We start from the raw sequence: 12,845 nt of genomic DNA, 5'->3' as shown, positions 1-12,845 counted from the left end.
TAAGATTCGCTTTCTTTTGGTAGTTTCTGTTTTGCAAGTTACTTCATATTTATAAGAATCCCAAGTACGTGGGGAAGTGCGCTAATTATGTCGCTTGCCACAATTGGGTGTTCTAAAGCCAACGGCTTTTTTGCTTTTAGCATATCTTGCACGAGCTGAGTGTAGCTATTCCCTCCGCTGCTTCTAGAAGCAAATACTGCGCAAATTCCGTGAATTACCGCTGCGCTTGCTGCAATAAACGCGTAGTTTGTGCGGCTTTCGTCTTGCTTTTCTCTCTGTGCAAGTAGCGCCCCTAAAATTCCTGCTAACACATCCCCAGATCCTGCAGTTGCAAGCCAAGTTGGGCCGTACTGAGCAATGTATATTGGCGTATGCGTGTAGCTTGCAGATGCAACAACTGTTTTAGCGCCTTTAACAAGCACTGTTGCTCCAGTAAGATCTGCTGCTTTTTGAGCGTACTCAACAGGATTTTTCAATATTTCTTGAGCGCTTATTTCTAAATCGTATCTTTTAAAAAGTGAACATAATTCGCCTGCGTGCGGTGTTAATACTACTTTTGCGCAAACTTTTTTAGGAAGTAAATCTAAGGCTCCAGCGTCAACACATATTGGGGGGAGTGCGTTTTGTGATTGCGATTGAATATTGCTTGATTGGCTTTCGTTTTCATAGTTTTTAAGTATGTTCGCAATTTGTTCTCTTTGCTCTTGTGCGCTTTCGCTGTTGCAATGGCTTGCGTCTGGTATGCCAGAGCCGACTGTTATTGCGTCAACTTTTCCTTGCAAATTTTGCGATGCTACTACTTCGGGGGATGCTTGTAACACTAAGTTTTGTGCGCGAAGAGGGCCTGAATAACGAACCATTCCAATATTTGCGTATGCTGCTGCGCGAGTGCTTAATACGGCGGCTCCCGGATACTCGTTAGAGCCAGTGATTACGCCTAAAACTCCTCTGGAATACTTATTGCTCGACTGATTCGGTATTTTTAGGCATTTACTAGCATCTTTTGTTGCTAAATTTACAAGTGGACTCATATATACGATTGTAGTAAATATTTGCGATTGGTGCGCTATGTTTTATCGATTGTATATTCGATTGTATATTCGTTTGCGTATACACTATTTGCCGTCAGAATGCAAGAAAAATCGTGATTATAACAGACGAAAATTTTGCGACACGCGCTTTTATAAAAAAATGTAAAGAAATTTTTGAAATATTGTTGACCCTCATGCATATTTTATTTAAGCTATAAGCGTTATTGCGAATGATTATTTTTTTCATGAACAATTTTTCATGGCTACTTTACGCAATCAACCCATGCAATAACAGTAAAGATTCCCGAAAGGAACGAGTGTGAAAACTACACGAATTTTCGCAACTGCCGCTGCGGTTGCACTTTTAGCTACTTCTATGAGCGCTTGCGGCTCTGCTAAAACTGCCGAAAACAATGCAAAAGGCAATCAAGTAAACGTAGTGGCAACAACAACGCAAATTTGCGATTACGTAACTCAAATCGCGTCAACTGCAGACGCAAATTCTGGTTTAAGCCTTAATAAAACCGATTCCCAGGGCAAAAAGTCTGTAATCGGAGCTCCAGCAAACAAAGCAAAGTCAACAATTAACTTGACTTGCTTGCTTGCACCAAACGCTTCTGCTCATGAGCACGAAATGACTCCAGCGCAGTCTAAAGCTCTTTCAAAAGCTGATTTGATGCTTGTTTCCGGCGTTGATCTTGAGCACTTCTTGGATCAGGCTGTAGAAGCAACCGGTTTTAAGGGAACAATGGGCGTCACTTCCGGTATTCTTACCGCAGACGAAATCAAAGATCCAAAGGCTGAGGCTGCTAAGGAAAAGAATCTTCCTTACAAGGTTGACCGCGGTATTGCTAAAGTTCATGCCGAAAAGTGGCCATTCCCGCCAGAAGAAGGCGAGAAGGAGCCTGAATTCCAGTACGATCCGCATATTTGGACAAGTACCAAGAATACTATGATTCAGGTTAAGAATATTGGTGCATTCTTAGGCAAGGCTCTTCCTAAAAGCAAGCCGATTTTCGACGAGCATGTTGAAAAGTTTGTTAAGGCTTTGACGGATTTGGACGCTTGGGCGACTAAAGCTTTGAACAGTGTGCCACAAGAGCATCGCGTACTCTTTACTTCTCACGACGCATTCGGTTACTTCTCTCGTGACTACAATGTGAAGTTTATTGGTGCAGCACTTTCTGACTTTAACAGCCAGCAGGATGCAACAGCAGATCATATTAAGCAGGCTGCAGAAGATGTTAAAAAGTCTGGTGCTGTGGCAATCTTTGCTGAAAATTCTAACAATTCCAAGTCAATTAAGGCTGTGGCTGCAGCTGCAGGTGTAAAGGCTGTTATTGGCGACGACGCACTTTATGGAGATTCTCTTGGACCAGTCGGATCTGCTGGTGAAACCTACATCGGTTCCATTGTTCACAATGTTGAAACATTGGTGAAGGCTTGGAACGGTAAGGTTCCTGAACTTCCAGATTCAGTCAAAACTGCATTGAAGAAGTAACATACAAATAACAGTAAAAATAACAGTAAAAATAACAGTATCGTAACAGTAACTTTGGTCGCGAAAGCAAGAAGTTACTGTTACGAATACTTATTATTAATAAACTGAAAAGACTGGAATTATAGTGAATAAGAGCGTCCTTGCAATGAAAAATTGCAGCCTTGCTTACGGTTATAAAACCGTGGTTACAGGTATTAACGGTAGTGTTGAGCCTGGAGAGGCTTTGGCTTTAATAGGGCCTAATGGTTCTGGAAAAACAACGTTTTTGCAAGCCATTATTGGGATTGTGCGCGTAAGTCACGGCGAACTTAGCATGCCAAAAGCTTTGTCTATTGGCTACGTGCCTCAGCAGGTTGATTTGGACTTGACTTTCCCGATTACTGCTCGTCAGGTTGTTGCCATGGGCTTGAGCAGAAAAACTGGATTCCTCGGTTTGCTTAAAAAAGAGCAAAAACAAGCCGTTGAGGACGCTCTTAATCACGTTGGATTGCTTAACCGCGCGGATGTTCGTTTTGGCGATCTTTCGGGCGGTCAGCGTCAGCGCATTTTACTTGCGCGTGCTATTGTTGCGCGCCCAACTCTTATTTTGCTCGACGAACCTTTTAATGGTCTTGACGAGCCAAATCGCCGAGAGCTTCTTAATATTATGAAAGCCGCTAAGCAAGAAGGAATAGCTTTTGTTGTTTCTACTCACGACTTGGTAATTGCGGATGCTATTTGCGAAAAAGCGTTACTTTTGGCTGGGCATCAGGTTGCGTTTGGTCCGCTTAAAGAAGTGATGACTAAAGAAAATATTACGAACGCTTACGGCGGAAGTATTCCTGCTGCTTCTGCAGGTCTTACTTTTTCGGAAATTGCGGAAGGCTGATTTTCAATGCTTGCCCAATTAGTCGAGTTATTAAGACAATCGTTGGAATCAATTCCAGGTTTTGATTTTATTGCTTCCGCTCCTTACATTTTCCGCCCATTCTGTCTTCTTATAGTTCTTTCCATAGCTAGTGGAATTGTTGGCGTATTTGTAAACTTACGTTGTGCAGAATTTAATGCGGAAGCTATTGTTCACGGAATTTTCCCCGGAATAGTGGTCGGAGCTTTATACGGTGGCATTAATCGTATTATTCCGGGTGCTGCAATTTGCGCAATATTTTTAGTTGCAGCTCTTGTATGGGCTTCTCGTTCGGCTAGAATTAACGAGTCTGTTATTGCTACTGTTCTTACGACTTTCTTTGCGCTAGGCGTAGTAATTTCGCTTAAAAAAGGCGATATGTCTGGGCAGCTTGAATCGCTTATGTTTGGCAGACTTCTTGACGTCACAGACGAGCGCATGACTCAAGCTATGTTTATTTGTATTTTTGCAATTATTGTTATGTTAGCCACATGGAAGCAGCAGATTATAGTTGCTTTTGATCGCGCAAGCGCTCCTCTTATGGGTGCTAACACTTTGCTTGTTGACATTGTGCTAAACGTTGGAATCGCGGCAGTTGTTGTTTCAGCATCTTCTGCGGTTGGTGTTCTTCTTGTTATTGGATACCTTGTTATTCCGGGTGCTAGCGCTCGATTAGTTTCGCGCACTGTTTCTGGCATGGTTTCTGTTGGTATTGTTGTTGGTATTGCAGGCGTTTTTCTTGGAATGTACGCTATGAATCTTGAGCTGGATCATCCTGTTTCTCCGCAGGCTGCAATTGCTTTAAGCATGTGTGCAATGTTTGTTGTTGTGCTTATATTGCGATGGGCTTTCCGCTTTATTTCCTCAATAATTCCGGCGCATGAATCAAATAAATCAATCTTAAAAAAGCAGGGAGCTTAAATGGTAAGTATTTGGCAAATTATTGCGCTCCCGATTGTTGAGGCGATTGTAGTTGGCGCATTATGTGGTTTCGTAGGGTCTTTAGCTCTTCTAAATCAGCGCATATTCTTTACTGAATCTATTACGCATGCAGCTTTTCCTGGAGCTGTTCTTGGAGTAGTCTGCACATCTTTATATACGATTGATCAGAATGTGCTTTCCTTAGGATTATTTATTGGGGCTGCAATTGCGTGCGTATTTCTTTCGTTGGTAATGCACGCACTTTCGCATATTAAAGGTATTTCTTCTCAGGCTGCTGCTGGAATTACTCTTACTGTTGGTTTTGCTAGCGGATATTTTTTGAATAAGTGGTTTGCGCCTTTACCGCTTCGTATTGAAGGATTTTTAACCGGATCTTTGCTTAATTGCACTCCTGCAGACGTTGCCTCAGCCTCTGTAGCTTTCTTGCTTGCTTTAGGATTGTGGATTTTTAATTCTGCTAATCTTGTGCACTGCTCTTTTGATCCTATCAATTACCGCGCTGCAGGCGGAAAATCTGGTTTTATACAAGGCATGGTTTTAGCTTTAATCATTATTACAGTTTCTGTTATTATTCCAGCTGTTGGAACGGTTGTTTCAGTATCTCTTATTGCTGCTCCTGCCGCAGCTTTAAAATCAAGAATCGCCTCTATCAATAAATTTGTGCTAGCTTGCGTACTTTCGTCTATTTTAATTGCGCTCACTGGCTTAGCTCTTGCCGTAATATTAAAGCTTTCAGCAGGAGGAACTATTGCTATTTGCGCTGGAGCTTTCTTCCTTCTAACTAAACTTGTTGAGCGGATTGTTTACGGCATTTGCAAGTGCAAATCTGTTACAGCATAGTTGAAGTCTTACGAGTGTCCTAAAGTATCAATGAATTGCGCGTGAAAAATGCGCGCGATTGACGTCGTTTTTTGCGTTTAATTTAATAAAATTTTAACCGCATGAAATTCGACGCCACACAAGTCCAGGTCTGCACATTAGTAACGCAAGACCCCGATAGAAAAGGACAATTATGGCTGAAAATACCATCTCCATCACCGTAAACGAGGAACGCAAGGAGGTGGATGCAAGCTTCACTGGCGTTGAACTTTTCGCGGAAGATAAGAATATTATTGCCGTGCGTTTAAATGGCGAGTTGCGTGATTTGTACACGCCTCTTCATAACGGCGATACCGTGGAATCGGTAGCACTTGATAGTGAAGATGGCATCGCAATCATGCGTCATTCCGCTACTCACGTGATGGCTCAAGCTGTTCAAGAAATTAGACCAGACGCAAAGTTGGGCGTTGGTCCTGTAATTAAAGACGGCTTCTACTACGATTTCGATGTTGATACTCCATTTACGCCAGACGATTTGAAGCAAATCGAAAAGCATATGCAGCGCATTATTAAAGAGTCTCAAAGCTTCCGCCGCCGCGTTGTAACAGAAGATGAGGCGCGCGAAGAAGAAGCAAATCAACCTTATAAGTTGGAGTTGATTGGAGATAAAGAAGCTGCTCTTGATCCAGCTGCTGCTGGCGAAATCAGCAAGCACGAGCTTAGCATGTACGACAATTTGGATCGCGAAGGCAATAAAGTTTGGAGCGATCTGTGCCGCGGACCTCACTTGCCAAACACTCGCTATATTAAGGCTTTTAAGCTTGAGCGTGTGGCTGCAGCCTACTGGCGTGGCTCGGAGCAGAATCCTATGCTTCAGCGCATTTACGGAACTGCTTGGCCTAGCAAGGAAGAGCTTAAAGCTTACACAACTCGCATGGAAGAAGCCGCTAAGCGCGACCATCGTAAGCTCGGCCAAGAGATGGATTTGTTCTCCTTCCCAGATGAGATTGGCCCAGGCTTAGCAGTGTTCCATCCAAAGGGTGCTGCAATTATTAACGCAATGGAAGATTATTCGCGCGAGCAGCATCGCAAGCACCACTACAGCTTTGTGCAAACTCCGCACATTACTAAGGGTGGATTGTACGAGACTTCCGGCCACTTGCAGTGGTACAAGGATGGCATGTATCCTGCAATGAAGCTTGACGAAGAGCGCGACGAAAACGGTAACGTAACTCGCCAAGGTGCAGATTACTACTTGAAGCCAATGAATTGCCCAATGCATAATTTGATCTTCAAGTCTCGCCAGCGTTCGTACCGTGAGCTTCCTTTGCGCTTGTTCGAGTTTGGTACCGTGTATCGCTACGAAAAGTCTGGCGTTGTGCATGGCTTAACTCGCGTGCGTGGCTTGACTCAGGATGATTCGCATATTTACTGCACTCGCGAGCAGATGCGCGACGAGTTGAAGAGCTTGCTCAACTTTGTGCTTGGTCTTCTTAAAGACTTCGGTTTGAACGACTTCTACTTGGAGCTTTCCACTAAGGATGAGCACAAGTTCGTTGGTTCCGACGAGATTTGGGAAGAAGCAACAAACACTTTGGCTGAGGTTGCTAAAGAGTCTGGTTTGGAACTCGTGGACGATCCAGGTGGAGCTGCATTCTACGGTCCGAAGATTTCTGTGCAGGCTCGTGACGCAATCGGCCGCACTTGGCAGGTTTCTACTATTCAGCTTGACTTCAACTTGCCTGAGCGCTTTAAGTTGGAGTACATTGCGGCTGACGGTAGCCACCAGCGCCCGGTTATGATTCACCGTGCACTCTTTGGCTCTATTGAGCGCTTCTTCGCGATTTTGCTTGAGCATTACGCGGGCGCGTTCCCAGCATGGTTAGCTCCAGTTCAGGTAACTGGCGTTCCTGTTGCAGACGAGTTCGCTCCACACTTGCAAAAGTTTATTAGCGATTTGGAAGAGAACATGGTTCGTTGCGAAATGGACAGCTCCGACGATCGCTTCGGTAAGAAGATTCGTAACGCTTCCAAGTCTAAAGTGCCTTTTACTTTGATTGCTGGCGAAGAGGATGTGAACAACAATGCTGTGAGCTTCCGCTTCCGCGATGGCAGCCAATTGAACGGCGTTCCTGTTGCTCAAGCTAAAGAGTGGATTCTTTCCATTATTAAGCAGCGCGTTCAGGTCAATACTGCTGAAGATTTCGAGCGTTACACTAAGTGATTTAAGTTATAACTTAGGTTCTAACGTAAGTTTCGGTGTAAGCTGAATCTTTAACTAAAAAGCCCACACTTCTTAACATTGTGTGGGCTTCTTTTTATATCTAAATCTCTACACTGTTACTTTTTCAGTTTGTTAGCTGAGTTAGTAACGGTGTTTTGCTTATTGCCGTTACTTTTTCAGTTCGTTAGCTGAGTTAGTGACGGTGTTTTGCTTATTATCGTTATTTTCTCAGTTGGTTGGCTGAGTTAGTGACGGTGCTTGTATCTTCTTACAGCCGCATGGTTAGTATAAAAGTGTTGTTTGAACACAAGTTTTATTTGCGAGCGCAGGAAGGTTGATTCAATGTTGGAATCGTTACGCAGTGGTTTTAAGCGTGTTATTGATCCTGTTGCAAAATTGTTGGTTCGCCTAGGCGTAAGCGCTAACGCTGTAACAGTTGTTGGCACATTAGCAGTAGTTGTTATATCTTTCGTAACGGCTTTTACAGGACAACTTTTTGCAGGAGCAATATTTCTTACGATTTTCGTACTTGCAGACGGTTTGGATGGCTCAGTTGCTGCACTAACTACTGGTGGCACTCGTTTCGGCGCATTTCTTGACTCAACTCTTGACCGTATTGCAGACTGGTCTTTATTTATGGCAGTGTTCATTTGCTTGTGGCGGGCAAATAATAAAAACGTGTGCATTTGGATGCCGTCCGTTATTGGAATGTCGTTAAAATACGCTGGATTATTTACTTGTTTGATTGCGCTTATGGCTGCTTTCGTAACTTCGTACACTCGCGCTCGCGGTCAGTCAATTTCGGTTGATCCTAAAAGTGGATTGATTACTAGAGCAGATCGTGTGGCTCTAATTCTTGTTGCTATTGGATTATCTGGTATAACTAATCAACTTTTCTGGTTAAGTTGCGCAATGATATTGCTTTCTATTGGTGGTATTGTGACTGTTATTCAGCGTATTCTCGAAGTAAAGCACGGTCTTCAACAAAAAGATAAGTAAAATTGTCGCGAAAGCGCAATAAAATCGTTTCGTTTGATTAATTGTACATTTTAGGAGTATCATGTCAGGTCATTCCAAGTGGGCGACTACCAAGCATAAGAAGGCCGCTATCGACGCAAAGCGTGGCAAGCTTTTTGCCAAGCTTATTAAGAACATTGAAATCGCTGCTCGTTTGGGCGGTGGAGATCCTGATGGTAACCCTACGTTGTACGATGCCATCGTTAAAGCTAAGAAGGCTTCTATGCCTGCCGACAACATCAAGCGCGCGGTGAAGCGTGGATCTGGTGAAGAAGCTGGCGGCGCTAACTACGAGGAGATTGTTTACGAAGGTTACGCTCCTGCAGGCGTTGGCTTGATTATTGAATGCCTTACCGATAACCGCAATCGTGCTGCTGCTGACGTTCGTTCCACTCTTACTAAGGGCAACGGCTCTTTGGCAACAAGCGGTTCTGTGAGCTTCAACTTTGAGCGTAAGGGCTTGATTGAAGTTCCATCCGAAGGCGTTGATTACGATAAGCTTTTCGAAGTTGCTGCAGAAGCAGGTGCTGAGGATGTGGCTGACGATGGTGATGTGTACTCCGTTTACACTGATTCCAGCGATTTGGTTACCGTTCGTAAGGCTTTGCAGGATGCTGGTTTCGACTACGATTCTGCAGATATTATTATGCATCCAAATAACGAAGTTGAATTAAGCTTTGAAGATGCTCAGAAGGTTTCTCGTTTGATTGATAATCTCGACGACCTTGATGATGTCCAGAATATTTACAGCAACTGGACTGCATCGGATGAAGTTATGGCTCAGCTTGAGGAAGCAGAATAATTTCATATGTTGATTTTGGGCGTTGACCCCGGGCTTACACGCTGCGGGGTCGGCGTGATTGAAGCCGGCGTTTCGCGTCGGCTTTCTTTTATTCACGTCGATGTACTGCGATCTGATCCAAATCTTTCTCAAGATTTGCGTTTGCTTAAGATTTACAATGGTTTAGTTGAAAAGATTGAGCGCTTTTCTCCGGATGCTGTCTCTATTGAGCGTGTTTTTGCTCAGGAAAATCTAAATACTGTTTTAGGCACTGCTCAAGTCGCTGGTCTTGCTATGTTGGCTGCAGCTCAACGCAATATTCCAGTCGCTTTGCACACTCCTACTGAGGTTAAGCTTGCTGTTGCTGGCAACGGCAAGGCGCAAAAGCCTCAGGTTGAGCGCATGGTTGCTCGTCTTCTTGGTCTTAATATGCTTCCAACTCCGGCTGATGCGGCTGATGCTTTAGCTCAGGCAATTTGTCATGCTCTTCGTCCGGAAGGGGCTTTGCAAGGCGGCGAGCGCGAGCAGCATTTAACGCCAGCTCAAAAACAGTGGGCTTTAGCTCAGCGTGCAGCTCGCGGCGTATCTTCTGTCTCTCGAGGCATGTAGTATACCAATAGAACAGATGTTCTATTGTCTGTTTTTTGACTTGTTTGCTGCGTTGTGCTGTGAGCTTTTATTGCTGGAAGGTGAGCGTTTATGATTGGTATGCTTGTTGGTCAAGTAGCGTCTGTTGATGCTCGCACTGCTCTTATTGTTGTTTCAGGCGTTGGTTACGAAACTTATATGCCTTCTCAAGATTTATCTTCTTTGCACGAGGGGCAGGAAGTTCGTGTTTATACTTCTATGCAGGTTTCTCAGGACTCAATAACTTTATACGCTTTTACAACTCAAGCTGCTAAACGCATGTTTTTGCAGGTTCAAAAAGTAAGTGGTATTGGTCCTAAAGTTGCGCTTTCAATTCTTTCTACTCTTAATGTTGATCGTCTTTTGAAAGCTATTTCCGAAGGAGATGTTACTGCTCTTTCTTCCGCACCAGGCTTGGGTAAAAAAGGTGCTCAGAAAATTATTCTGGAGCTTAAAGGTTCTATTGATCTTAACAGTTTATCTGCAGACGTCTCTGACGCTTCAAGCAGCAAGACTATTGATACTGGCGTTAGCGCCGTAATTGATGGTCTTGTTTCTCTTGGTTGGCGTCAATCGGATGCTCAAAAAGCTGTTGAACAAGTTTGCGCTGAAAATAATATTGTTGCTCCTGTAACTGAAGCAGATATGCCTAATGTTTTGCGCATGGCATTAACTTTGTTAGATAGGGGTAGATGATTATGTTGTTTAAAAATAAAGCATTGGGGGAGTTGAAATGAGTGATGAATATGCAACTGCACTAAATACTGGTGTTTCGGAAGATTCTTTGCGCATGGTTTCTTCTGCTCCTTTAGCTAATGAGCAGCTTAGTGATGAGGAGCTTCGTCCGCGCGCTTTAGAAGGTTTTATTGGCCAGCCTTTACTTAAAGCACAGTTGCAACTATTTTTGGATGCGGCCAAAAAGCGCGACGTTCCGCCTGACCACATGCTTTTGGCTGGTCCTCCAGGTTTGGGTAAAACTACTCTTGCAATGATTGTTGCAAACGAGCTTCAAGTTCCTATTCGTATTACTTCCGGTCCTGCCATTCAGCATGCTGGAGATTTAGCTTCTATTCTCAGCGCTTTGGACACTGGCGAAGTTTTATTTATTGACGAAATTCACCGTCTTCCGCGTGCTGCCGAAGAGTTGCTTTATATTGCGATGGAAGATTTTCGCGTTGACGTTATGGTTGGTAAAGGTCCTGGAGCATCTTCAATACCGCTTACTTTGCCACGTTTTACAGTAGTTGGCGCTACTACTCGCGAAGGCATGCTTCCTTCTCCATTGCGCGCTCGCTTTGGTTTTACAGCTCACCTTGATTTTTATCCTCACGAAGAGCTAGAAAAGCTTATTGAACGTTCGGCTAAAGTTCTTGGAATTAATCTTAAAGATCAGGCTGCTAAAGAATTATCTTTGCGATCTCGTGGAACTCCTCGTATTGCGAATCGTTTACTTAGGAGAGTGCGCGACTGGGCGATTGTTCACGACTTGGATTGTGTAAATCAAGATGCTGTTGTTGAAGCTTTAGCATTGTATCAAATTGATACTCAGGGTTTAGATAGGCTCGATATTGCGGTTCTAAAAGCAATGGTTTGCCAATTTAATGGAGGGCCGGTTGGTCTTAATAATTTGGCTGCAATGGTAGGTGAAGAAGCGGAAACTGTTGAAACTGTTTGCGAGCCGTATTTGGTTCGTGAAGGATTCTTAATTCGTACACCTAAAGGTCGTGTTGCAACTGCTAAAGCTTGGGAGCATTTGGGTTTGAAAGCTCCTAGTAATGTCAGCTAGATGGCTTAAAATAATTGTCTTGGACGGCATTTCGGCCGTCTTATGGTTGGACACTTAAGGAGTTTATTGTGCCTCAATTTTTCCAGCAGTACGGTCTTCTTATTGCGCTTATCGTAGTAATGGTTGTTATGATGTGGTTCCAAACTCGCAATGCTAAAAAGCGTCAGAATGAAATGCGTTCATTCCATGAATCTTTGCAGCCAGGTACTGAGGTTATTACAATCGGCGGAATTATTGGCAAGATTGTAAGCGTAGATATGCAGTACGAAGAAATCGTTATTGATTCTGAAGGTAGCTTAATGCGCGTGTCCTTTAGAGCTGTAAACAGGTTGTATGTACGTCCTGCATTTATTAGCGACGAAGAAGCTGAAGCAAACGAAAAAATGGAAGCCAAAGCTGATATCGAAGAAACTGATAAACAAGATGTTTCTAAGCCAACTGCTGAGTCCACTGAAGAAGACAGCGCAGTAGCGGCTCTCATGACGACTGCTATAAATTAATTATGTAATACTTGAAGTTGTGATGTGTGATGCGGTTCATGCTTCACACATCACACGAACATGCGTATACTTTCCTCATATTCTTAAAAACAGGTTGCAACGAAAAGAACGTTAGGATTATGACAACAACGGATATTACAGCAAAATCGTTGAGAACAGTAAGTAAAGATGATTCAGATTATCTTGCTTCATTAATTCGTACCGTTCCGGGATTTCCAAATCCGCATATTATATTCCGCGATTTTCTCCCAATATTTTCTAACGCACGCGCTTCTCGTATTCTTGTTGACTCTTTAGTAGACGCTTTGCCTACTGAGCCTGATTCAATCGACTTAATTGCAGGTCTTGAAGCTCGCGGCTTTCTTTTCGGCCCACTTTTAGCAGAACGTTTAGGCAAAGGTTTTCTTGCTATTCGTAAAGCTGGTAAGCTTCCGCCTCCAGTTATTAGCGAATCTTATATGCTTGAATACGGTCAGGCTAGTATTGAAATCGAAAATGATGCTATTAAACCTGGCCAGCGTGTTCTTATTGTAGATGATCTTATTGCAACTGGAGGAACTGCTAAAGCAGCTGCAAATATTGTTAAAAAAGCTAAAGGGCAAGTTGCAGGATTTAGTTTCGTGATTGAACTTACTGGCATTAGTGGAATGAACGATTTAGAGGATTATCCGTGCAGCAGTTTAATGACTATGCCTGCGTAGGGTTTAGCAAAATATAAACAATTTAAAGCA

At 43.4% G+C, this 12,845-nt stretch carries 13 protein-coding genes; 12 read left to right on the top strand and 1 reads right to left on the bottom strand.

Annotated features, from left to right (window positions below; all coding sequences use genetic code 11):
* Positions 1–38 precede the first annotated feature (38 nt).
* Positions 39–1,031: an NAD(P)H-hydrate dehydratase gene (locus ACLD5M_RS00895; protein ID WP_410314357.1), complete on the bottom strand. Its 993-nt coding sequence runs from the start codon at positions 1,029–1,031 to the stop codon at positions 39–41.
* Positions 1,032–1,350: 319 nt separating this feature from the next.
* Here ACLD5M_RS00895 and ACLD5M_RS00890 point away from each other — a divergent pair, with 319 nt between their 5' ends.
* The 12 genes from ACLD5M_RS00890 (at position 1,351) to ACLD5M_RS00835 (ending at position 12,815) form a co-directional block, all read left to right on the top strand.
* Positions 1,351–2,532 carry a metal ABC transporter substrate-binding protein gene (locus tag ACLD5M_RS00890; RefSeq protein WP_410314356.1) on the top strand — a complete coding sequence of 394 codons (1,182 nt, stop codon included), beginning with the start codon at positions 1,351–1,353 and terminating at the stop codon, positions 2,530–2,532.
* A gap of 145 nt (positions 2,533–2,677) precedes the next feature.
* Positions 2,678–3,400: a metal ABC transporter ATP-binding protein gene (locus ACLD5M_RS00885; RefSeq protein ID WP_020628553.1), complete on the top strand. Its 723-nt coding sequence runs from the start codon at positions 2,678–2,680 to the stop codon at positions 3,398–3,400.
* Between the two features lie 6 nt (positions 3,401–3,406).
* Positions 3,407–4,339, top strand: a complete 933-nt coding sequence (locus ACLD5M_RS00880; protein WP_410314355.1) for a metal ABC transporter permease — start codon at positions 3,407–3,409, stop codon at positions 4,337–4,339.
* On the top strand, positions 4,340–5,200 hold the full coding sequence (locus tag ACLD5M_RS00875; RefSeq protein WP_116794056.1) for a metal ABC transporter permease: 861 nt from the start codon (positions 4,340–4,342) through the stop codon (positions 5,198–5,200).
* A 172-nt stretch (positions 5,201–5,372) separates the two neighbouring features.
* Positions 5,373–7,403 (top strand): threonine--tRNA ligase, encoded by a 2,031-nt coding sequence (gene thrS / locus ACLD5M_RS00870; RefSeq protein WP_410314354.1) that lies wholly within the window; start codon positions 5,373–5,375, stop codon positions 7,401–7,403.
* Between the two features lie 342 nt (positions 7,404–7,745).
* Positions 7,746–8,402 (top strand): CDP-alcohol phosphatidyltransferase family protein, encoded by a 657-nt coding sequence (locus tag ACLD5M_RS00865; protein WP_004137312.1) that lies wholly within the window; start codon positions 7,746–7,748, stop codon positions 8,400–8,402.
* Between the two features lie 61 nt (positions 8,403–8,463).
* Positions 8,464–9,222, top strand: a complete 759-nt coding sequence (locus tag ACLD5M_RS00860) for a YebC/PmpR family DNA-binding transcriptional regulator (RefSeq protein WP_004137310.1) — start codon at positions 8,464–8,466, stop codon at positions 9,220–9,222.
* 6 nt (positions 9,223–9,228) lie between these two features.
* Positions 9,229–9,810, top strand: a complete 582-nt coding sequence (gene ruvC, locus ACLD5M_RS00855) for a crossover junction endodeoxyribonuclease RuvC (RefSeq protein ID WP_004137308.1) — start codon at positions 9,229–9,231, stop codon at positions 9,808–9,810.
* 90 nt (positions 9,811–9,900) lie between these two features.
* Positions 9,901–10,524, top strand: coding sequence for a Holliday junction branch migration protein RuvA (ruvA, locus tag ACLD5M_RS00850; protein WP_410314353.1), 624 nt, complete (start codon positions 9,901–9,903; stop codon positions 10,522–10,524).
* A 37-nt stretch (positions 10,525–10,561) separates the two neighbouring features.
* Positions 10,562–11,614, top strand: a complete 1,053-nt coding sequence (gene ruvB, locus ACLD5M_RS00845; protein WP_116794052.1) for a Holliday junction branch migration DNA helicase RuvB — start codon at positions 10,562–10,564, stop codon at positions 11,612–11,614.
* Positions 11,615–11,682: 68 nt separating this feature from the next.
* A complete protein-coding gene (gene yajC, locus ACLD5M_RS00840) occupies positions 11,683–12,114 on the top strand; it encodes a preprotein translocase subunit YajC (protein WP_004137302.1) in 432 nt (143 codons plus the stop codon).
* Positions 12,115–12,233: 119 nt separating this feature from the next.
* Positions 12,234–12,815, top strand: coding sequence for an adenine phosphoribosyltransferase (locus ACLD5M_RS00835; protein WP_004137300.1), 582 nt, complete (start codon positions 12,234–12,236; stop codon positions 12,813–12,815).
* Positions 12,816–12,845: the final 30 nt, after the last annotated feature.

It is taken from the genome of Gardnerella sp. Marseille-Q9185, from assembly GCF_046508745.1.
In the GTDB taxonomy this organism is placed as follows: domain Bacteria; phylum Actinomycetota; class Actinomycetes; order Actinomycetales; family Bifidobacteriaceae; genus Bifidobacterium; species Bifidobacterium greenwoodii.
The sequence above is the reverse complement of the archived record's forward strand: the minus strand, read 5'-3'. Positions and strand labels throughout refer to the sequence as shown.